This is a genomic window from Proteiniphilum sp. LBM24028, from assembly GCF_056629195.1.
On sequence record NZ_CM152817.1, the window covers coordinates 3146607 to 3169315 of the forward strand.

Annotated in this window: 20 protein-coding genes; 7 read left to right on the top strand and 13 right to left on the bottom strand. The window is 46.5% G+C overall.

The window, feature by feature from the left end:
- Positions 1-413 precede the first annotated feature (413 nt).
- Positions 414-623 (bottom strand): heavy-metal-associated domain-containing protein, encoded by a 210-nt coding sequence (locus AC1HCU_RS12675; RefSeq protein WP_480366500.1) that lies wholly within the window; start codon positions 621-623, stop codon positions 414-416.
- Positions 624-862: 239 nt separating this feature from the next.
- Between AC1HCU_RS12675 and AC1HCU_RS12680 the strand changes: the two genes are divergently transcribed.
- Both AC1HCU_RS12680 and AC1HCU_RS12685 read left to right on the top strand, forming a co-directional pair.
- Positions 863-1951 carry a DUF3810 domain-containing protein gene (locus tag AC1HCU_RS12680; protein ID WP_480366502.1) on the top strand — a complete coding sequence of 363 codons (1089 nt, stop codon included), beginning with the start codon at positions 863-865 and terminating at the stop codon, positions 1949-1951.
- A 38-nt stretch (positions 1952-1989) separates the two neighbouring features.
- A complete protein-coding gene (locus AC1HCU_RS12685) occupies positions 1990-2406 on the top strand; it encodes a DUF6146 family protein (protein ID WP_480366504.1) in 417 nt (138 codons plus the stop codon).
- Between the two features lie 48 nt (positions 2407-2454).
- Here AC1HCU_RS12685 and AC1HCU_RS12690 read toward each other — a convergent pair whose 3' ends face one another.
- The gene (locus AC1HCU_RS12690) at positions 2455-4866 is read right to left on the bottom strand and encodes a heavy metal translocating P-type ATPase (RefSeq protein ID WP_480366506.1); all 2412 of its coding nucleotides are present in this window, start codon (positions 4864-4866) and stop codon (positions 2455-2457) included.
- A gap of 134 nt (positions 4867-5000) precedes the next feature.
- Between AC1HCU_RS12690 and AC1HCU_RS12695 the strand changes: the two genes are divergently transcribed.
- Both AC1HCU_RS12695 and AC1HCU_RS12700 read left to right on the top strand, forming a co-directional pair.
- Entirely contained in the window at positions 5001-7769 is a 2769-nt protein-coding gene (locus AC1HCU_RS12695; RefSeq protein ID WP_480366508.1) for an alpha/beta hydrolase family protein, read from the top strand.
- An 86-nt stretch (positions 7770-7855) separates the two neighbouring features.
- On the top strand, positions 7856-8686 hold the full coding sequence (locus AC1HCU_RS12700; RefSeq protein ID WP_480366510.1) for a glycoside hydrolase family 16 protein: 831 nt from the start codon (positions 7856-7858) through the stop codon (positions 8684-8686).
- 68 nt (positions 8687-8754) lie between these two features.
- Here AC1HCU_RS12700 and AC1HCU_RS12705 read toward each other — a convergent pair whose 3' ends face one another.
- The 11 genes from AC1HCU_RS12705 to porX form a co-directional block, all read right to left on the bottom strand.
- A complete protein-coding gene (locus AC1HCU_RS12705) occupies positions 8755-9540 on the bottom strand; it encodes a TrmH family RNA methyltransferase (protein WP_480366512.1) in 786 nt (261 codons plus the stop codon).
- Between the two features lie 6 nt (positions 9541-9546).
- Positions 9547-10008, bottom strand: coding sequence for a thioredoxin (trxA, locus tag AC1HCU_RS12710; RefSeq protein ID WP_480366514.1), 462 nt, complete (start codon positions 10006-10008; stop codon positions 9547-9549).
- A 104-nt stretch (positions 10009-10112) separates the two neighbouring features.
- On the bottom strand, positions 10113-10616 hold the full coding sequence (locus AC1HCU_RS12715; protein ID WP_480366516.1) for a pyridoxamine 5'-phosphate oxidase family protein: 504 nt from the start codon (positions 10614-10616) through the stop codon (positions 10113-10115).
- 9 nt (positions 10617-10625) lie between these two features.
- On the bottom strand, positions 10626-11717 hold the full coding sequence (locus tag AC1HCU_RS12720) for a glycoside hydrolase family 43 protein (protein ID WP_480366518.1): 1092 nt from the start codon (positions 11715-11717) through the stop codon (positions 10626-10628).
- Between the two features lie 133 nt (positions 11718-11850).
- Positions 11851-12195: a 50S ribosomal protein L20 gene (gene rplT / locus AC1HCU_RS12725; RefSeq protein ID WP_238868231.1), complete on the bottom strand. Its 345-nt coding sequence runs from the start codon at positions 12193-12195 to the stop codon at positions 11851-11853.
- 98 nt (positions 12196-12293) lie between these two features.
- Positions 12294-12491 carry a 50S ribosomal protein L35 gene (rpmI, locus tag AC1HCU_RS12730; protein WP_480366521.1) on the bottom strand — a complete coding sequence of 66 codons (198 nt, stop codon included), beginning with the start codon at positions 12489-12491 and terminating at the stop codon, positions 12294-12296.
- A 248-nt stretch (positions 12492-12739) separates the two neighbouring features.
- Positions 12740-13294, bottom strand: coding sequence for a translation initiation factor IF-3 (gene infC / locus AC1HCU_RS12735; RefSeq protein ID WP_480366523.1), 555 nt, complete (start codon positions 13292-13294; stop codon positions 12740-12742).
- 68 nt (positions 13295-13362) lie between these two features.
- Positions 13363-15318, bottom strand: coding sequence for a threonine--tRNA ligase (gene thrS / locus AC1HCU_RS12740; protein WP_480366525.1), 1956 nt, complete (start codon positions 15316-15318; stop codon positions 13363-13365).
- 171 nt (positions 15319-15489) lie between these two features.
- Positions 15490-17550, bottom strand: a complete 2061-nt coding sequence (locus tag AC1HCU_RS12745) for a tetratricopeptide repeat protein (RefSeq protein ID WP_480366527.1) — start codon at positions 17548-17550, stop codon at positions 15490-15492.
- Positions 17551-17657: 107 nt separating this feature from the next.
- On the bottom strand, positions 17658-18074 hold the full coding sequence (gene tsaE, locus AC1HCU_RS12750; protein ID WP_480366529.1) for a tRNA (adenosine(37)-N6)-threonylcarbamoyltransferase complex ATPase subunit type 1 TsaE: 417 nt from the start codon (positions 18072-18074) through the stop codon (positions 17658-17660).
- Positions 18075-18080: 6 nt separating this feature from the next.
- Complete coding sequence (gene porX / locus AC1HCU_RS12755; protein WP_480371195.1) at positions 18081-19625, bottom strand: T9SS response regulator signal transducer PorX; 1545 nt, start codon at positions 19623-19625, stop codon at positions 18081-18083.
- 205 nt (positions 19626-19830) lie between these two features.
- Between porX and AC1HCU_RS12760 the strand changes: the two genes are divergently transcribed.
- The 3 genes from AC1HCU_RS12760 to ctlX are packed head-to-tail and all read left to right on the top strand — an operon-like array spanning position 19831 to position 22687.
- Positions 19831-20469 carry a 3-keto-disaccharide hydrolase gene (locus tag AC1HCU_RS12760; RefSeq protein WP_480366531.1) on the top strand — a complete coding sequence of 213 codons (639 nt, stop codon included), beginning with the start codon at positions 19831-19833 and terminating at the stop codon, positions 20467-20469.
- Positions 20470-20499: 30 nt separating this feature from the next.
- Positions 20500-21750, top strand: coding sequence for an ornithine--oxo-acid transaminase (gene rocD, locus AC1HCU_RS12765; protein WP_480366533.1), 1251 nt, complete (start codon positions 20500-20502; stop codon positions 21748-21750).
- A gap of 34 nt (positions 21751-21784) precedes the next feature.
- Positions 21785-22687 carry a citrulline utilization hydrolase CtlX gene (ctlX, locus tag AC1HCU_RS12770; RefSeq protein WP_480366535.1) on the top strand — a complete coding sequence of 301 codons (903 nt, stop codon included), beginning with the start codon at positions 21785-21787 and terminating at the stop codon, positions 22685-22687.
- The last annotated feature ends 22 nt before the right edge of the window (positions 22688-22709 follow it).

Genomic DNA, 22709 nt, shown 5'->3' on the forward strand with positions numbered 1-22709 from the left:
TGCGACAGGCTCTTAAATTATATGCTATATACTTACTTCAAGACATGACTGCTCTTCCTTACGACTTTTCGGGTTGTAAGTAGCGCCACCAATATCCGTTGTTAAGTAAATTCATTATTTCGCTATTATTTGACTGCAAATGTATATGATCAAAAAACAAAAAACAACTCTTTCAAGTTTTTTAACTTTAATGATTTCTCCTACTGATTTTTGGTAGTATCAAAAATAAGCTTCATCAGCACCGAATGTAACGAAAGAATTTTGGAGAGCCATAGAGATCGTGAAACCGTACAAGACATTTATAGTTGCCCCAATTACAGACAGATATCCTTTTGGTATCAATGTCGAAGTCTGCGGACTATCCGATTTATTAAGTGAGCTTCACAAGGAACTGGCTAATTAATCCTTAAAATCTAAATCGGCTCCGCCTCAAAACCGGTACGTTTCACGGTTTTCACAATATCCTCCGCCGAAAGATCGATGGTTTCCACAACAAGTATCTTGTCCGGATTGTCGATATCGACACTCCAGGAGATGACTCCCTCTTTCTTATTGAGAAAGGGGGTTACTTTTGCCACACAGTTTGAGCAGTTTATATTGGTCTTGAATTTGATTGTTGCCATCTTGTTTCATTCTTAAAATTATATGGAAGCAGCTGTTCTTTGAAACATCAAACTTTCATTCTTAAAGACAAATGTAAACCTTTTTTGTTCATCTTTCCGGCCAAGAATGGGAATATTTACCTGCCGGAAGACAGACAGCATATTCAAAATTACTGAACAGTAGACAAGTGTGAGTAAAGCGATAAAATAATTAGCGGGACAAAGCGAAAGGTTTCGCAATAAATGCATTATTTTTGGGAATGGCAAAGAAAAAGAACAGACAAAGATTCACGTCTCTGCTGATTATCACAGCGATACTTTTTGGGGTGATTATAATTTTCAGTCGCAGTGCAGCCCTCTCCGAATGGTACATGCAGCACGTTTACCCTGCGGTAGCAATCATCCTGTCCATGCTTTCGGGTGTTTTTCCATTTTCGCTCTACGACCTGTTTATCATCACAGCTTTACTCTATCTGATCATACTGATTCTCTTCGTGATCACCGGGAAGAAAGGTTTTAAAAAGTTTCTCTACTCGTTGGTCCGCTTTGTGACGATGCTGGTTGCCTGGTTTTATTTCGCATGGGGTATCTCCTATTTCAGGGAAGATTTTTATGCGAAGAGCGACGTGAAAGAAACCCCATTTGATGCGGAAAACCTCAAAAAATTTGTCGTCCGTTTTATTGCAGATGCCAACGAAGCGTATGTGGATATTGATGTGATGGACAGAGCGGGTGTGAGGCAGGAGCTTGAGCGGTCTTATCATGCCTTGCACGGGAAGCTGAGTATCGACTATCCCAATGGCAAAAGAAGAGCTAAGCCCATGCTGTTTGAACCACTCTATTCGAAAATGGGTATCTCCGGATATTTCGGACCTTTTTTCAATGAAATCCACGTGAACAACTACAGCCTGGATATCACATACCCTTTTACATTGGCGCATGAGATGGCCCATCAGTTCGGCATTGCGCACGAGTCGGAAGCCAACCTGTATGCTTTTATTGTTTGCTTGGGAAGCGAAGACGAACGCATCCGCTACAGCGCTTATCTCTCGACACTCCTCTATCTGGTGAACGATGCGGCTGAATTTCTACCGGACGAGGTAGATTCGTTGACATCGGCGATACGACCGGAAATAATCGCTGATTTGAGAAGAAACAGGAAACACTGGCTGGCTGTCAGGGACAGGTCACTCTCGGAAGTGCAGGACAGGGCCTATGATGCATATTTGAAAACGAACAAAGTAAGCTCGGGACGCGACAACTACTCCGAAGTAGTTGGTTTACTGATTTCGAGCTACGACACCTTCATTAAAAAAAGCACAGCGATACCGGAGGCGCCAGCTAACTAAAGTTTGATTCGGCTGTTATAATTGAAATAAACAATCCAATGAAAAAGTTATTATTTTTATTGGCAGCTGCATCATTCATGATTGCCTGCTCAGGCCCCAAAGGGATGGTAAAGATTGAACCGAACAGCCACGAGGTCGCACAGGAAGATTCCCTGGAATATGAACTGATTGTGATGGACCCGGGTTTTGATACGTGGTATATGCTTCAAAACACACCGTCAAGATATCGTTCACAGCAGTACTACGAAGGATGGAACCAGCAATATGTATCGGCCTGGAATTATCTGGCCACACAGCCCGGAAGAAGGTCGTTCTTCCAGACTATAGTGGGATATGAGCCGGGTGAGGATTATGGTTTTGAACTGAACCACAAACTGTTCTACTATTTTCAATATGTAGAACAGGTCCTGCGGATTCCCATATTGGACCACCATCCGGTAGGTGTGGTCTTTTAGGCGGGCAGGTTTTTTCCTTACGGCAGGTTTTCCCGGAAAGTGAATTTATCATATCTTTTTACCCTTTAACCGCAGACTGTTGGTCACCACACTCACAGAGCTAAGCGCCATGGCAGCTCCCGCAATCATGGGATTGAGCAGGAAGCCGGTGAAGGGATATAGCAGCCCCGCAGCAATGGGAATACCGATCACATTGTAAATAAATGCCCAGAAGAGATTCTGGCGGATTGTCCGCACGGTAAATTGGGAGAGGTGGATTGCTTTGGGAATTTTATTCAGGTCGGACGAGATGATGGTCATCTTGGCCACATCCATGGCGATATCGCTCCCCGCCCCCATGGCAATGCTCACATCGGCCTGGGCCAAGGCGCCGCTGTCGTTGATGCCGTCGCCCACCATCGCCACCTTTTTTCCTTGTTGCTGCAAAGCCTTTACCAGTTCGGCCTTTTCCTCCGGTAATACCCCTCCCTTGAAGCGGGTTATGCCCAGTTCGCCGGCCAGTGCGGCAGCCACCTTCTCATGATCTCCCGTGTAGACGGCTACATCGATGCCCATGTTGCGTAGCTGGTTGATGGCTGCCTTGGAGGTAGGTTTTATTCTGTCGGTAATACCCACCACGCCCAGTGCAACCTGCTCATCGGCGAACACTGACACCGTATGTGCTGCATCCAGTTCAAGGTAGACCTGTTGTTTCAGGTCGGCAGGAATAACCACATTCCTTGAAGCCAGATAGTCGAGATTCCCCACGTAATAGCGCTCGCCCTCATGAATTCCTTCTATGCCCTTGCCGCTCACCTGCTGCACGGTCACATCATCAAGCAATATACTATTATCTTTCAACGCGTCGGTGATCGCATCTGCCAATGGATGCTCTGAGCGATATTCAATACTGTAGAGAATATCGCGGTGAAGCGGTGTGGCATCGAGTGACCAGACCATATTGCTCACCGCCGGTTTTCCTTCGGTGATTGTCCCTGTCTTATCGAGTACCATCACATCAATATCCTTTGCGGCCTCAAGGCTCTCCGCATCTTTTATCAGGATTCCTTCTTCAGCACCTTTGCCTATTCCCACCATGATGGCTGTGGGCGTAGCCAGTCCGAGTGCACAGGGACAGGCAATGACCAGCACCGTCACCATGGCCATCAATCCGTATACAAATCCGGTTTCACCGCCAAAGAGGATCCAAATTACAAAGCTGAGCAGCGCAAAGCCAATGACCACCGGCACGAAAACAGCGGCAATCTTGTCCACCAGTCCCTGTACCGGGGCTTTACTTCCCTGTGCCTCATCCACCGTTTTGATGATCTGCGCAAGGAGTGTATCTTTTCCTACCTTCTGCGCCCTGAAGCGGAAACTCCCTTTTTGATTGATGGTGCCGGCAAACACCCTCTCGCCCGGTTTCTTCTCCACGTGAATGGGTTCTCCAGAGATCATGCTCTCATCCACGAAGGAACTGCCTTCGGTCACCTCGCCATCCACGGCAATCTTATCACCGGGCTTTACCAGTACGATATCGTGGATCACCACCTCCGCGATGGGTATCTCTACAGGCTTTTCGTCACGGAACACCACCACGATGGAGGGTTGCAGACCCATCAGCTTTTTAATGGCATCGGAAGTATTTCCTTTGGCCCGTGCCTCCAGCATCTTTCCAAGTAAAATAAAGGCGACGATCACCCCGGCAGCCTCAAAGTAAACATGGGCCTGAAGGCCTCTGCTCTCCCAAAATTGTGGATAAAACATGTTGAAGAGGCTGAACAGGTAGGCAATGCCGGTACTCAGCGCCACCAATGTATCCATATTGGCAGAACGATGTTTCGCCTGCTTCCATGCACCGACAAAGAAACGCTTGCCGAAAACAAACAGGATGGGGGTTGCCAAAATCAACATGATCTCATTGGCGTAAGGAGCATGCATGAAAAACATGCCGACGATCACCAGGGGAATGGCAAGAAAAATGGACCAGATGGTATGCCGGCGCAGCTTCTTGTAATTCTCCTTCTCTATTTCCTCCACCTGTGCAAACGAGAATTCCTCCTCTTCGAGAAGCAGGTCGTATCCGATCTCCCGTAAAGAGTTCCTCATGTCGGCCGGCGAAACAATACCCGGTATAAATTCTATATTTCCTTTTCCATTGCCATAGTTTACCGAAGCACTGACCACGCCCGGAACATAGGAAAGAATATTCTGTGAGCTGGAAGCACAGGCGGCACAGGTCATGTTGAGCACCGGCTTCGAAATCTTCTCCGTAAGTACTTTACCACCCTCCCGGCGAATCAATGAAACAACTTCCTGCAATATTTCAGCGGCATCATCTGCATGCTTCTCTCCAATAGTGAGTGAAAGTATGCTGTTGTTATAACGTACCGAAGAGACACCACTGATTTTTTCAATGGAGAGAGGCTGGGGCAGGTAGTCCCCTGCTAGTTGTATATCGTATCTGTTATTTGTAATCATTACTATGCGTCCTTTCCTGATGATGAACAATTGTAAAAAGGTAAGGTTCAAAAAATGAATGCATGAAGTTTATTCCATATAAAAAAATTGTATTTTTGTTAATTGATATTGCACGACCCAACCATTCATTCACTATGCAAAAGTCACTTTTTTTATCGTTTACTTTCCTTTTAACCTCATGGATGCTCTTCCCACAGAAAAAGCCACTTGACCATTCGGTATATGACAGCTGGAAGAGCCTCACAGGTACGACAATCAGCAGGGATGGGAAGATCACGTGCGTACTCGTTTCCCCGCAGGAGGGCGACACCACCTTGCTCATAAAGGATAATGGCATGAATCGTACACTTCATGTGGAGAGGGTAATAAATTACGCACTTTCGCCTGACGGAAGATGGACCGTGGGACTGATTGGCGCACCATACGCTATCCGCCGTCATGCCCGTATCGAGAAGAAAAAAGCAAATGAAAAACCTGAAGACTCGTTGCTTATTATCGACAACCTTGCTTTTGAAATGAAGAAGATTCCGGGCGTAAAATCTTATAAAACTGCAAAGGAATTCGATTCTCATGTAGCATATACCCTCATCCCGTCGAAAGATACAACGAGCAAAAACAATGCCAAACAGAGAGAGATTTTGATCTTGCGAAACATGCTCACCCAGCAGGAGGATACCTTCAGAAATGCCAAAGAATATATTTTCAACAAGTCGGAAAGCAGTTTTGCCGTGGCAATCCAGCCCGATAAAAAAGATTCGGTAAACCAGACTTGTGTCGTCTTTATCAATCTGAAAGACCACACAAAAAAGATTGTCTCCCATGAAAAGACAGAATACAAATCTCTTGCCTTTGATGAGTCAGGCAGACAGCTGGTTTATCTTACCACAGGAGATACCTCGAAACTGGTACAGAAAGTATATGACTTGCGTTATTATGTTGTCGGAGCCGATTCGGCAGTGATCCTTGCCGACCGGAATGCCTCGGGACTACCAAAAGGATGGGTCTTCAATGAATATGCAGCACCTTCTTTCAGCAAAGACGGAAAACGTATTCTTCTGGGTGCTGCACCTGCGAAGGCACCGAAAGACTCAACCCTTGTCGATTTTGAGATGGCCGGTCTTGACATATGGCACTGGCGGGAACCACTCACACCGCCACAGCAGCTGGTGGAGTTAAAAAAAGAGGAAAGTCGCACCTATAGGGGCATTGTTTGTCCGGAACACATGAACCGATACATTCCTTTGGCAACCGTGGAGATGCCCTATGTATCCGTTGGAGACGAGGGTAACGGACAGTTTGCACTCCTTTGGTCCGACAAGCCATATCAGCTGGAGAGCCAGTGGGATATTTCATCCAGGCAGGACGTGTGGATCAAGGATCTACAGACAGATAGCCTTTATGAGTTGGGCAGACCCTTACCTGGCAGGCCGGCCTTATCACCCGGCGGAAGTTTTACTTTTTGGTGGGATGCGGGTGAACAGCAATGGTTTGCCTTCAACAACCGCAATAGATTGATACAGAACCTCACCAAAAACATTCCGGTGAACTTCTGGAACGAAAAGCAAGATACCCCCTCTCCGGTGGAATCATACGGAATCGCTGCCTGGGGAGAGGATGACGAATATGTACTGATCAATGATGCATTCGATATCTGGAAAGTAGATCCCACAGGAAAGAAAAAACCGGAAAATATAACACGTCATGCAGGACGTACCGACTCCATCACATTCCGGTATGTGAATACAGATACCGAAAAACAATCTATCAAAACAGGCGAACTGATGTTGCTATCGGCATTTGACACTGCCGGAAAGAAAAAAGGTTACTACACTCTGGCACAGAAAGGGAACAACCCGCTCAGGAAAAGAACGCTTGAAAAGTTCAACTTCACAGAGCTGGAGAAAGCGAAGGATGCCGATATTTTCGTTTTTCAAAAAAGTAATTTTAACACCTCTCCCGATCTGTATATCACGCGTGATTACTGGAAAACAGCACAAAAGCTCACAGATATTAATCCCCAGATGCACGACTACAACTGGGGAACAGCTGAACTTTTCTCCTGGACTTCTTTCGCCGGCATACCTTTACAAGGCATCCTTTACAAACCCGAAGATTTTGATCCGCTCAAAAAGTATCCGGTGATGATTTATTTCTATGAAAAGCATTCCGATGAACTGTATCGCTGGTTCACGCCGGCACCCAGCCGATCGACCATCAATATTCCATTTTTTGTCAGCCGCGGTTATATTGTTTTCACTCCCGATATTCACTATACAGTGGGGCAACCGGGCAGGGATGCCTACAACGCAATTGTCGCGGGGGCGGAAGCTCTTGCCCAAAACAGCTGGGTGGATAAGGAGAACATGGCGATACAGGGACAGAGCTGGGGAGGTTATCAGGTAGCCTACCTCGTTACCCAGACCAATATGTTTAAGGCAGCCGGTGCCGGAGCGCCCGTATCGAACATGACCAGTGCATACGGTGGAATCAGGTGGGACTCGGGCAGAAGCCGCCAGTTTCAATATGAGCAGACCCAATCGCGTATCGGATCCACCATGAACGATTCTTTGCAACTCTATATTGAGAACTCTCCACTTTTCTTTGCCAATAAGGTGGAAACACCGCTGCTGATTATGCATAACGACAAAGACGGAGCGGTTCCCTGGTATCAGGGCATCGAGCTCTTTATGACCCTGCGACGTTTGGGTAAGCCTGCCTGGCTGTTACAATACAATAATGAAGCACACAACCTGGTGCATCGCCGCAACAGCAAAGATCTCTCCATCCGCCTGCAGCAGTTCTTCGATCACTACCTCAAGGGGGATCCTGCACCGGTATGGATAACACAAGGCGTACCTACCGTGCTAAAGGGTAAAACATGGGGTTACGAATTTGACAGATGATGTTTAACAAAGGGTTCGATCGCAAGTGGCTTGCAGATTTTGTCGATAAGCTTATTGAGCAATTGCCCCCGTCACGAAAAAAAAGAATGGAAAAAAAGAATTATATCCTGTTTTTCTTGCTGGTCATTGGCATCACCAGCTGCAAGAAAGGTGATTCGTATGAGACGATTACCACCCCTACGGGAACGTGGCAACTGGTGTGGGACGAAGAATTCAACTATACCGGTCTGCCCGACACCACCCTGTGGAGCTACGACACGGAAGGAAACAGCTGGGGCTGGGGCAACAACGAAGCACAGTATTATACGGCCGGTGATTCTGCCAACGCCTATGTCAAGGATGGGATGCTAACCATCACCGCCCGTATCGACAGCATGGGTGGAAAGCGATACACATCGGCCAGACTAATCACCAAAGAGAAGGGAGACTGGCTCTACGGCCGTTTTGAAATAAGAGCCAAGCTCCCTACAGGACTAGGGACATGGCCGGCCATATGGATGCTTTCCACCGACTGGGAATACGGTGGCTGGCCTGCCAGCGGTGAAATAGACATCATGGAAAATGTGGGTTATGATCCCTACACCATTGTAGGTTCAGCACATACCCAGAGCTACAACCATGTGCATGGGACACAGAAAAATGCAAAGATTCACATTCCCACCTCCTACACTGATTTTCACCTCTATGCACTCGAGTGGGAAGCGGATGCGTACCGGGTTTATGTGGATGACAAGCTCTATTTCACATTCGAGAATGAAGGTACAGGATTTGCCGAATGGCCTTTCGACAAAAGATTCCATCTTCTGCTGAACCTGGCCATCGGAGGGAACTGGGGCGGACAGAAAGGTATCGATGATTTATTGTTCCCTCATCGTTTTCAGGTTGACTACGTAAGGGTATATCAAAAAATGAATTAGCAGTACAACATACCGGTCATCCATCATCAAAAGCAGGTAGCAAGGATACAGGACTTGCTTTTCTGTGCTCAGAAACCCCGCTGCCGCATCGCTTCAAAGGTAAGAATAGCAGCCGAGACAGAGACATTCAGCGAATCGATTTTCCCACGCATAGGAATTTTGATTCGCCTTGTCGCATTTTTCAGCCAGAAACCGGTCAACCCATCCGCTTCAGTCCCCATCACGATGGCGGAGGGTATTTTAAAATCGACGTTCTGGTAAAATTCAGCTGCCTGCAACTCCGCGGCATATACAGCTATCCTGTGCTCCTGTAGCCAGCTCAAAGCCTCTTCAGAGGTACATAAAGCCGTTTGCATGGCGAACAGTCCTCCTACGCCGGAACGGATCACGTTAGGATTATACAGATCGGTATGAGGGTCACAGACAATCACTGCATCCGCTGCTGCCGCATCGGCGGTACGCAGTATGGCACCCAGGTTACCCGGTTTCTCCACCGACTCAAGCAATATAAGAAAAGGATTATTTGAAAGCCTGATATCTTTCAGACCATGCGATTTGGGTTTCAGCAATGCCACAATCCCATCGGAGTTCTCCCGGTAAGCAATCTTTGCGAATACCCCCTGAGATATTGTAAAGAGTATCTCTTCGGGAACTGTGTTCAACACATCCGGATATTTCGATTTGTCGAGCATTTCCGGGCATACATAAACAGCTTTCACGCTGTAACCGCTCTGTAAAGCCAAGAAAAGTTCACGGGCACCCTCGCTCACAAAGAGCTGCTGCTCCTTTCTCTCTTTGATTTTCGAGAGCTTCATGATATTCTTTATGGCCGGATTTTGCAGGCTTGTGATCATCTCTTTTCAGAGTCCGGTTTGATTATCCTTTTTCAGCAGAAAGTTGTCGATTGCCTCCTTGAAAGATTTTTTCGGCAGCGCACCCATCGCCACCTGCGGTTGTTCATTCATCGGGATAAAAAGAAACATGGGAATGCTTTGCACCCCGAACGCACGTGCCAGTTCTGGCTCTTTGTCCACATCGATCTTATATACATAGATATCGCCTCCGTACTCTGCAGCCAGATCTGCCAAAATGGGGGAAGTAATCCGGCAGGGTCCGCACCAGGTAGCATAAAAGTCCACAATGGCAGGTTTGTCGCCGTTATACTTCCAGGTTTCCGGATTATTCTCATAGTTGAACACCTTCTCCAGAAAGGTCACTTTGGTCAACTCGATCGGTTTTTGCGTATTTTTTCCTTGCGGTTCGGAAGCTGAGGTGCTGAAGAATATGATCAGCATTACAAATAGTATCGTGGGAATTCTCATTGTGGGTAATCTTTACAGTGTGATTTTTAATTGCTGTATAAATATTCATTTATTAATTGCGAATAGTAAACAACAATATATGGAGGAAAGTTTTACAATATCGTTTAAAACACCGTCCGGTCTTTGTATTTAACCGCTTTGGTGCCCGGTACACCGAATTCCTTTGCTGAAATATTTTCGAGGGCAACCTTCCATATCTTTACATTCTTCACCGCGGGTGCCGAGTAGCTGAACTCCCTGTCGGAGTAATGCTGCATAATGATATTCAGCGCATTTACTTTTTCATCATACTCTTCCTCGAAAGCCACTTTCCCATGGCAAATCACACTTTCTGCCCGCATCCGGTAGCTGCAGGCCACCTCCTCATCCTGCCACACCAGTCCAGGATCGATACAAAAGGTAATGCAGACATTAGGATTATTTTCAAGTATTGAAATTGAATGTCCTTCCTGCGCAGAATGGAGATAGATCACCTCGTCATCGTATCCGAAGTTCATTGGCAGTACATAGGGGATGCCGTTCTCGTCAGCCATGCCTACGTAACACAATGTACATGCATGAATCACCTTCTCGATCCGTTCCTGCTCTTCCAGCGGATGGGTTCTCATGACGTGCTTTTATAATTCTTTTTCAGTTGTGGAGGGTCCATCCACAGTGAGCAGACCCTGCTCGTCAATATTCACCTCATCGAAAAAAACAACCCGCTTGTTACCCGTCTTTTGTGTCCTTCCATGATAGACGGTGTACATTTTTTGATCGTCCTTTGAGCGGAAGACCATGTTGTGTCCCGTTCCCGTGACCTCCCCTCCACTACCCGTATTCTTTTCCAGTACCGGATTGTTCGCGGCTTTTACGAAGGGTCCCAGTGGATCACCTGAAACAGCATAGCCCACGGCATAATGTTCACCTCCGAAGAAGTTGGCAGAGTACATCATGTATATCTTATCATTGTAAGTAAAGGCAAAAGAACCTTCCGTCCAGCGGCGATTAACCTCTCCGGCTGTGACGGAGCGGCTTTCCCACTCTGTTTGTGGATCATTCATCATTGTAGGTGGTTGCAAAAGCAGCACCGGCTCCCCGATTATCGAGGTGAAATCGTCTGAGATCTCCACTCCATATACCCAACTTTCTTCTATCTCCTTAAAAAGGTTCTGATCCCGTGCCCATTGGGCTACTTCACTTTCTACAGGATGTTTATAACAGCAGCGGGAATAATAAAGGTATGTTTTTCCCTTATGCTGCAGGATATTTGCATCAATAACGGGGTAACCCGGATCGAACAGCGGCTTGTCGGATATCTCCAGAAAAGGACCGGTAGGCTTGTCGGCCATAGCCACACCAATACGGAAGTTTTCCTCTTCGTTATCAGGATTCACCTTCCAGTCGGCACTGAAAAACATATAATATTTTCCGTCAATCTCGTACACTTCCGGGGCCCAATAGTTCTTTACAGTCCAGGAACCGGGCTGATTGCCGGAATAAACCTCTCCCTCCGGCTGCCAGTCCACGAGATTATCGGAACTGTAGGCAACAAAGCCTTTTGCTGTTCCTCCCGTACCATACATATAATACTTTCCGTCGGATGCCGAGAGGATAAACGGATCTCCAAATGCGACCGGTAAAGGGTTGGAATAGGTTACAGGTTCTGATGAACGTTTCTCCGATCCTGCGGTACAACCTGTAAGAAAAGATAACGGCAGAAGTATCATATACAATCTTCTGCAAATGCTTTTTGTGATCATAGACTTGATTTTACTGTTGCGGTCGGCAAAGATATATAAAAAAAAGGAAAAACCCTCTTCAGATTCTTCCTTTCTATGCTCAATCCATGGGAAGCAAGCACTACTTCACCTTGTCCACGATCGCCTTAAAAGCTTCGGGATGGTTCATTGCCAGGTCGGCAAGTACCTTGCGGTTGATTTCAATTTCATTTTTGTGCAACGCACCCATCAGACGGGAATAAGACATCCCGTTTTCGCGGGCAGCAGCATTTATACGCTGGATCCAGAGTGCACGAAAGTTGCGTTTTTTGTTTTTGCGGTCGCGGTAAGCATAGGTCAAACCTTTCTCCCACGTATTTTTGGCTACTGTCCACACATTCTTGCGGGCACCTATATAGCCTCTTGTAAGTTTCAGAACTTTTTTTCTGCGGTTGCGCGAGGCAACATGATTGACTGATCTTGGCATAATGTTACTTGTTTTGAATGATAGCGTCTCTGTCGAGCAGAGCTCTTTGGGGCATACATCCGGTTACTAAATCTCTTTACTGGAAACACCGGCATGAATTATTTCATTGCCAGCAGTGTCTTAATGCTGTTTATGTCAGATTTGTGAACAAGACCCGAATGAGTAAGATTTCTCTTCTGCTTTTTGGTCTTCTTCGTCAAAATATGACTTTTATACGCATGTTTCCGCTTGATTTTTCCTGTTCCGGTAAGGGCGAACCTCTTTTTGGCACCGGAATTAGTCTTCATTTTTGGCATTTTGCTGTCTTAGAATTTGTGAATATTATTTTCTACGTTTCTCCGCGGTCAGGCGAAAAAGTGTGCAAAAGTAATGATTTTATCCGAACAATCAAAACATTACCTGTTTATTTTTTACCGGGCGAGGTACATATTGCCCGAGAACAATCATCTTTCCAGTGACGTAGGGTGAAATGGGATGAGATAAAAAAGCCGGCCAAATGATTTTGGCCGACCCTGTTCCTCGTCGTCGCAAAGGAGCGCTCTGCTTACTCTTCCTTTGATTCCTTTTTGGGGGCAGGAGCTCCCTTTTTTGGTGTCATCATGATAGACATCCTTTTTCCTTCCATGATGGGCATGTGCTCCACTTTGGCATAATCTTCCAGGTCGTTGGCAAAACGCAGCAACAATACTTCTCCCTGTTCTTTAAAGAGGATGGAACGGCCTCTGAAGAACACATATGCCTTCACCTTTGAGCCTTCACCCAGAAAGTTCATTGCATGTTTCAGTTTAAAGTTATAATCGTGATCGTCTGTCTGCGGACCAAACCGTATCTCTTTTACTGTCACCTTGACCGATTTTGCTTTTTGTTCTTTCAGTTTTTTCTTCTGCTGATAAACAAATTTCTTGTAATCGATGATCCTGCATACAGGAGGTTTCGCCGTGGGTGCAATTTCAACGAGGTCTAACTCCTGTTCCTCGGCCATCTTCAAAGCTTCTCTCGTAGAATAAATTCCCTCCGTCACATTGTCGCCTACTAACCGGACTTCCGGTACCCGGATACGTTCATTGATCCGGTGCTGGTCTTTTGAGTCTTTTCTCATTCGGTGATGTTAATGTTTGCGCTGTTTAATTGGTTAATGTTTTTAATAAATTCCTTTTTTACAAATATTTAATTTGATTGGGCGGTGGGGTTCATCATTTGATCTACCTCCCGTGCAATCGTTTCTGCAAATGTAATCAATTTTGTGGAACCCTGATCGACTCCGCCTTGTTTTCTTACTGAAACCTCTTCATTTTCTGCTTCTTTCTCACCTACTATCAGCAGGTAAGGTATCCGTTTCAGTTCATTGTCGCGGATCTTGCGCCCCACCTTTTCGTTGCGGTCATCTACCTCGGCACGGATATCGAATCGTTTTAATTCCTTCACCACACGATGGGCGTAGTCATTGAACTTTTCACTTACCGGCAGAATCACTGCCTGTGTGGGAGCCAGCCACAACGGGAATTTACCGGCGGTATGCTCAATAAGGACAGCCACAAAACGCTCCATAGAACCAAACGGAGCCCTGTGAATCATTACCGGGCGGTGCTTCTGGTTGTCTGCGCCTGTATACTCCAGCTCAAACCGGTCTGGCAGGTTGTAATCCACCTGTATGGTGCCCAGCTGCCAGCGGCGCCCCAATGCATCCTTGACCATAAAATCGAGTTTTGGTCCATAGAATGCAGCCTCACCGGTTTCTACTTTTGCTTTGAGCCCTTTCTCCCGGCAAGCCTCCACAATGGCACGTTCCGCCTTCTCCCAATTTTCGTCGGTACCGATATACTTGTCTTTGTCGTTCGGATCACGCAGCGATATCTGTGCCTCAAAATTCTCAAAATCGAGTGCCTTAAAAATGATAAAGATGATGTCCATCACCTTCAGGAACTCTTCTTTCACCTGATCGGGTGTACAGAAGATATGGGCGTCGTCCTGCGTGAAGCCACGCACCCGGGTTAGTCCGTGCAGCTCTCCGCTCTGCTCGTAACGATAGACCGTACCAAACTCCGCCAACCGGAGGGGTAAATCCTTATAGGATCGGGGAAATGCCTTGTATATCTCGCAGTGGTGGGGACAATTCATCGGTTTCAGCAAAAACTCTTCACCCTCTTCGGGCGTATGGATCGGCTGAAATGAATCTTTTCCGTATTTGGCGTAATGGCCTGAAGTCACATATAACTGCTTGTGTCCAATATGGGGAGTAATTACCTGATCATAATCAAACTCCCGTTGTATTTTCTTCAGGAAGTCTTCGAGGCGAAGGCGCAACTGTGTACCCTTGGGCAACCATAAGGGGAGGCCTGCTCCCACGGTTTGAGAAAAATGAAAGAGTTGAAGCTCCTTGCCTATTTTCCGGTGATCGCGCTTCTTGGCCTCTTCGAGCATGATCAGATACTCATCGAGCATTTTCTTTTTTGGGAAAGTAATACCATAAAGTCTTGTCAGCTGGGGCCGTTTCTCATCGCCCCTCCAGTAGGCTCCTGCAGCCGACAGTATCTTCACTGCTTTGATGTAGGAGGTATTGGGCAGATGAGGCCCTCGACACAAGTCGGTAAAGCTACCCTGTGTGTAGGTGGTAATGGTACCATCCTCCAGTTCACGAATCAACTCCACCTTATAGTGCTCATTACGTGCGCCGAACAATCCGATAGCATCAGTTTTGGATATGCTTTCCCGTTGAATCTCTTCGCGGGCAGCTATCAGCTCCATCATCTTCTTTTCAATGTCAGGGAAATCGCTTTCCTTGATGGTTACTCCTTCACCAGGATCCACATCGTAGTAGAATCCGTTTTCAATGGCCGGCCCGATTCCGAATTTGATGCCCGGATAAAGCTCCTGCAGGGCTTCAGCCATAAGGTGTGCCGATGAGTGCCAATAGGCGTGTTTTCCTTCTTCATCTTCCCATTTGAGCAGGTTTACGGCTGCATCCTCCTCAATGGGACGAGTGAGATCCCACGTTTCACCATTCACACTTACAGCCAGTACCTCCTGCGCCAACCGCTGACTGATACCTTGCGCTATCTCTAATCCCGTGACACCCTTTTCAAATTCCCTCACAGAGGCGTCGGGAAATGTAATTTTTATCATGCTCTGTTTCTGGTTTGTATATCTTCTTCGTAATGTGACTGCAAATGTAGTGATTTTGTGGTTGATGAAACAGCAAAACTGCAAGAAAATTGCATCCTGTGCCGTGGAAAAGGTTCATCCGGCAAGATGCGAATTCCCATATTGATAAAGTATACCGGCATGACAAACTGATCACTGCATTCTCTTTATGATGCTGTATGACTGCACGATACCCAACTCACCTGCTTTGCGTAAGTCATCGAGTCCCAATGCGGTTTCACCAATGGCGAGACGTGAGATGCCACGGTTAAAATATGCTTCTGCAAACTGAGGTTCCAGTTCTATGGCTTTCGTGTAATCGGCAATGGCTGCACGGTAATCCTTTTCCAGAGCAAAGATCTCTGCCCGGTTATAATAGGTATAAATGAAGATGGGATTGATACCGATGATTGTTTCATATTCTTTCAGTATCTCTTCGTAGTCAATCGATCTGGTTGAAATCTCGGGCAGCCTCGGCTTGCCGGAAATCTTGCTCATTTCGGGCAGATTGATACCCGTGCTACTGCCCATCATCCGGGGATCATTCTGTAAACGTTCATACTCCATCTGCTTGGAACGTACCACCGCACGTCCAAAACGGGCAAGCAGCATATCTGGTCTCAATGAAATTACCATGTTCAGATCCTTCAATGCATTTTCGTAGTCCTGCACAAGCATAAAATCCATGGCTCTCCCAAAATAGAGGGATGAGTTGGCAGGTTCATTCTCCAATCTCATGGAATAATGATCAATGGAACGAAAATGGGTCTGTATCTGCAATTCATTAAGAGGAGCTTCGTTGTTGGTCGCTTTCAGCACCCAGGTAAGGCCCAACTCACTGTTTGCCTTGTCCATCACCTCTGAGTAGTAAACCGGCCGATTCACATCGTATGCCCGTTCATAGTAGGTAAGAACAAATATGGGCTCAGGATCTACCGGCGCGTTTATGTTCTGCACCTTACCGCGGCTCTGACGCTGGTACTTGGTTTTTTGGTTATTCTCACTGTCGGCCACAACCAGCATGTTGAACTTTTCAATATCCTGGTCGGCCTGCTCCCGGGTATCTCTCGTTTCATCCTTTCCACGGGCCTGTTTAAAAGGTTCTGGATGAGTGGTGGCCACTCTGCGGGCTTTTGACTCTTCGGCACGTGCCAGCATGTAATCATGTTCCGCACCCCGCAGGTCATTCATCTCCCTCTTCAGTTCAGAACGCATGTAATAACCGCTGAAGAAATCGGGGTGGGCTTCAATAACCACGTTCAGATCGGCCAGTGCTGCTTCCCTGTTGCCTGTCTCGTTGTACAACATGGCTCTGTTCAAATACGCGATGGTATTGTCAGGCTCCAGTTCGATCACCTTGTCGAAGTCACTTATTGCCCGGTTGTTATCTGCTACCTGCGCACGCAGCAGACCGCGGTTGAATCGGGCAATGAGATTGTTATCATCCGTCTCGATCACCCGGTCGTAGTCTGCCATGGCTCCCCGCAGGTCGTTCAGATGATACTTCACCAGTCCACGGTTGATATAGTTTCCCTCGAAGTAGGGATCCAGCCGGATGGCCTCATCCAGGTCGGCAAGTGCATCGTTGTATTTCTGCTGCTGCAGATGAAGTACTCCACGTGCTGCAAACGACTGCGAGGTATAGGGGTCGATGCTGATAGCCTTATTCAGGTCTGCCATCGCACTTGTGGTATCTTTCATCTCCAGATACATCTGTGATCGTGTAAGGTAACCAGGTGTATAATCAGGGAAACGGCGCAGCAACACTTCAAAAAATTTCGCCGCCACCTCATACTGTTCCAGTTCCACATTTACAATAGCCATATTCACCAGGGTGATCCGGTCTTCGGGAAAAAACTCCAGGCTTCGTTGATAGTCGGTAGCGGCAAGTTCATATTTTTCCTGGTTTTGACGTGCCGCCCCGCGTAGCTGATAGGCAGCAGTATAATATGGATTGCGCAATAAGCACTCGTCGGCATCTTCTTCGGCACCCTTAAAGTCGTCGAGCATAAACTTGGCCGTTGCCCTGAAATAGTAAGGGTCTGCCAGATAAGGCTTCGCTGTGATTACCTGGTTGAAATACTGAATCGCAAGTACGTAATCCTCGAAATAGAGTGCATTCCTGCCAATCATCATCACTCTGTCTGTATTTACCTGTGCCGAAACAGGCAGGGAGATGAGCATGATGTAAAATGCCAGTATGAATTGTTTCATTTTTGAATCTTTGGTTGTGCGAATATAGGTATTTTTCTGCATTTCGTGTCAAAACCTTTTCAGTTAGAGCCTTTCTATGCCGGAACGTTTAAAAGCGATCTCTGAACTTATGATATATATTCCAAAATCCTGCTGCCGTTGTCCATTACCCTGATTGCTATTTTCACTGCATCCTGAGGCAGGATGGATTCTACCAGCTCCGGCCACTCAATAAAACAAAGGTTGCCACTATAGAAATAATCTTCGTAACCAAAATCAAAGGCTTCTTCAAGTTTGCTGATGCGATAAAAATCGAAATGAAATATGGGCGTACCTTCTTTTCCCCTGTACTCGTTGATGATGGCAAATGTTGGACTGGATACCGTTTCCGTTACTCCCATCTCTTCGCAGAGTGCTTTGATGAAAGTGGTTTTCCCGGCACCCATGCCGCCATAGAATGCGAATACCTTGTTATTTCCCATTTCTCTCAGAAAGGTACTTGCTGCCCTTCTGATATTCTTCAAATCCGTGATTTCTATTCGCATAATTTTTTATTTCGGGTTTAGTGTGATGAGCGGGATCATCATCTCTTCCATAGAGATGCCTCCGTGTTGAAAACTCTGTGCATAATAGGACAGATGATGGTTATAGTTGTTGGGATAGACAAAGAAGTCGTTTTGTGTCGCAAAAATGTAGCGTGTACTCATATGGGGGGTTGGCAAACCGAAGTCTTCAGGATGCAGCATCTCGAAAAGTTTTCTTGGCTCGTATCCCAGATTTTTTCCTGCCTTATAACGGAGATTTGTATTGGTTTCTTTGTCGGCCAGCACCTTTACTCCCTTTTTCACTCTGATGGAACCATGATCGGTGGTCAGCACGACCCGATATCCTTTGGCTGCGATTTTTTTCAGCAGCGTGTTCAGAGGTGAATGCAAAAACCATGATTTCGTGAGTGAACGGTACGCATATTCATCGGCAGTCAGTTCACGTATCATTTTCGAATCGGTTCTTGTGTGGGAAAGGGTATCAATAAAATTAAACACCCATACGTGCAGATCGTTTCTTTCCAATTCTGGAAAATGTTTGTTGAGTTCTTCTGCTTCGGAGTTTGAATTTATCTTCCGGTAAGACAAAAGCGGAAACAAATTTTTTCGTTCCAACTGGGCGCGGAGGAGGAGTTCTTCCTGCAGATTCTTACCCTCTTCCTCTCTGTCGTCGATCCATAAACCGGGAAACAGTGAGGCTACTTGTCGCGGCATCAATCCGGAAAAAATACTATTTCTCGCGTAAGGTGTGGCTGTGGGAAGGATACTGAAATAAAGCTCCTCGTCACAAATGAAAAGGTCGGTGAACAGGCTTTTTACTGCCTGCCACTGATCGAGCCGGAAGTTATCGATCAGAATAAAAAAGAGTTTCTCTCCTCTTGCGATTACAGGAAAAACCTTTTCTTCAAACAGTGCAGGGCTCATCAATGGACGTCCTTCTTCCCGTATCATCCATTGTGGATAAATATTACGGATAAATCTGGCAAATGCACTATTTGCTTCCGCCTTTTGCAATGCATGCAGTTCCTTCACCGGGCTGTCGGCTTGCTCCAGCTCCAATTCCCAGTATACCAGTTTTTGGTAGAAGGCCGCCCAGTCTCCGGCCGTATGGCAGCTATCTGCCTCTTCATTTAACTGATTGAATACCTGCATGTAATTTACCGCCACAGCTTCCGAAACAAGCGTTTTCTTGTAGAGTATTTTCTTGATGGTCAGTAACACCTGGCTGGGGTGGACCGGCTTAATAAGGTAATCAGCGATTTTTTTGCCAATAGCCCGGTTCATGATCCCTTCATCCTCACTCTTGGTCACCATCACCACAGGCACACCGGGTGCGGCCTCATGCAACCCGCTAAGTGTATCCAGGCCGGATAAACCCGGCATATGTTCATCGAGAAAGATTATGTCGAACAATGTCTCTCTCGTTTTTTCTATCGCATCAAGTCCGTTGTTGGCACATTCCATGAGATAACCTTTTTCTTCCAGAAAGAGTATATAGGGTCTAAGGAGATCGATCTCGTCGTCTACCCAAAGAAAACGTGCTTTGTTCATCTTGGTTACCACCCTGTTCCGTTGCTGAAAGAAATTGGGCAAATGTATTTATTTCCGTTGTATCTGACAATCTTTTTTGCTTTTTTAGGAGAGTTTTCAACTACTGCCCCTCGCCTGTCCTTAATTTTACGATAAAATGTTTCGCATTATTACTAAAAAGATTATATTTGTACCAAAGATAATCACTTAACGAATGTAAACACATATGCAAAAAACAATTCTCTTCACGGTCATTCTTTCAGTACTGTTCATCATCGGTTGTACAAAATCCACAGACAAGATTTTCAATGGAAAAGATCTCTCGAACTGGAATTTCGTCGTTGAGAACGATGCTGTTCCTGCAGATCAGGTCTACACGGTTCAAGAAGGGTTGATCATTGTAAAGGGCGAGCCACTGGGTTATATGTATACCCAACAGAAATACAGTGACTTCATGCTGGAACTGGAATACAGATGGGGTGGAGAGGCAAGTAACAGTGGCGTTTTCTTTCTCATAGAAGAGCCCTCCAATCCGTTTCCAAAAGGTATTGAGTGTCAACTCAAAGCTGATAAGGCAGGAGATTTTGTCTTGCTGTCGGGAGCTGATCTGAAAGAATACGTTCTTCCCGAGGGAGTCACTGAAAGGCCCAAATTTCCGGTAATAGAAAAAAGAGAATCATCGAGTGAAAAGCCCGTTGGAGAATGGAACAAGGTAAAGATCAGAGTAAAAGGAGGAGCTATAGAAATTTATATAAACGATGTACTTCAGAATAGCGCCACCAGTGAGGTAAAAGAAGGACACATAGGTCTTCAAAGTGAAGGAAAGGAAATTCAGTTTAGAAACATTATACTTGAAAAGTTGTAAAATTGAGTTACGCGTAAAACGCAGATACTAATGAGTACGCACCAGTCTAAACATTATATCGGTTTAGAAGAGAAATACGGAGCACACAATTATCATCCGCTACCGGTTGTGTTGTCGGAGGGAAGGGGATGTTACGTATGGGATGTGGAAGGTAAAAGGTATTTCGATTTTTTATCTGCCTACTCCGCTGTGAACCAGGGACACTGTCATCCAAAAATCGTCGCGGCCCTCCATGAGCAGGCAAGTAAACTGTGTCTTACCTCCCGCGCTTTTTACAACGACGCACTGGGTCCCTACGAAAAGTATATGCACGACTATTTCGGGTACGACAAAATTCTCCCTATGAACAGCGGCGCAGAGGCGGTGGAGACGGCACTCAAGCTGACACGCAAATGGGGTTACCTGAAAAAGGGTATCCCGGAAAATGAAGCCATCGTTGTCGCCTGCAGTGGAAACTTTCACGGACGCACCATCACCATTGTTTCACTTTCCAGTGATGCGGAAGCACGGGCCGAGTATGGGCCTTATACACCGGGCATTGAAGTGATTCCCTATAACAATGTGGGCGCCTTATCATCACTTTTTGAAGAAAAAGCAGCTTCCATAGCCGGATTTCTAGTGGAACCCATACAGGGTGAAGCAGGTGTAAATGTACCGGATGAGGGCTATTTGAAACAATGCCATACGTTGTGTAAGACATACAACGTGCTTTTTATCGCCGACGAAATACAGACCGGGATAGGACGCACCGGTAGGATGCTATGCTGTGATCATGAGGGAGTCCGTCCCGACATTGTGATTTTGGGAAAAGCACTCTCGGGTGGAGTCCTTCCCGTTTCGGCTGTATTGGCCGACGATGAGATCATGATGACCATTGAACCGGGCCAGCATGGATCTACTTTCGGCGGATTCCCGCTTGCCTGCAAAGTGGCCATGGCTGCGCTGGAGGTAGTGAAAGAGGAAAGGCTGGCAGAAAAAGCCGAAAAACTAGGCGAAATTTTCCGCGACGCGATGAGGGCAATAAAGAGTCCACTCATCAGCCAGATCAGGGGAAAAGGTTTGCTCAATGCCATTGTAATTGCTCCCCACAAGGGGAAAGAAGCATGGGACTTATGCCTGAAAATGGCGGACAATGGTTTGCTGGCCAAGCCCACCCATGGCAACATCATCCGTTTTGCACCGCCACTGGTAATCACGGAGGAGGAGCTTATGGAAGCGATTGGTATTATCAGGGAATCAATCAAATCTTCGGAAATTGCTCAACCGGCCAATGACATCTAATGGTTCTGATTCCAGATTCTAATAATCTGATTTTATGCAAACTACCTCTAAACTACTGATGGTGCGTCCTGCCCGGTTTGCGTTTAACGCGGAGACGGCACAAAACAACTTCTTTCAACAGCAGGTGGAGAGTGATACTGTGACTGAAGAGGCTGTGGAAGAATTCGATGCCTTTGTACAGCTACTGCGGGGTAATGATCTGGATGTGACGGTCGTACAGGATACGCTGGAACCTCCAACGCCCGACGCCCTCTTTCCAAACAACTGGTTCTCCTCCCACATCACGGGAGAGTTGGTCCTTTACCCTATGTTTGCCGGAAACCGCAGAATGGAAAGAAGACCGGAAATTATTGATCTTCTTCGTAGAAAGATGAATCACCGAAAGCTGGTCGACCTGACCCATTGGGAGAATGAGGGCGGGTTTCTGGAAGGTACCGGCAGCATGGTTCTCGATCGCCGCAAACGAATAGCCTACTGTTGCCGATCACCCCGCACTTCCGAAAGGGTACTGGCAGATTTTTGCTCCCGCATGAGTTATGATGCGATCGTCTTCGACGCACTTGATCAGGGAGGAAACTCCATTTACCATACCAATGTGATGATGACGATTGGAACCCAGGTTGCCATCGTCTGTCTTGAGTCGATCCGTGATCCGGACGAACGGCAGAAAGTAACTGCAGGATTGACTGCTGCCGGCAAGATCATCGTGGATATATCACTTGATCAGGTGGTCTGTTTTGCCGGAAACATGCTGGAAGTAAAAAGCCGAAACGGAACACCCCTTATGGTGATGTCGTCTTCGGCACGCAATACCCTGACACCAGTGCAGGAATCAACTATCTCCACCTTTAATAGGATTGTAGCCGCCAATTTGCAGACTATAGAGGCTGTAGGCGGAGGTTCGGCCCGTTGCATGATGGCGGAAATTTTTTATTAGCTATATTATCCACTCTTTAATC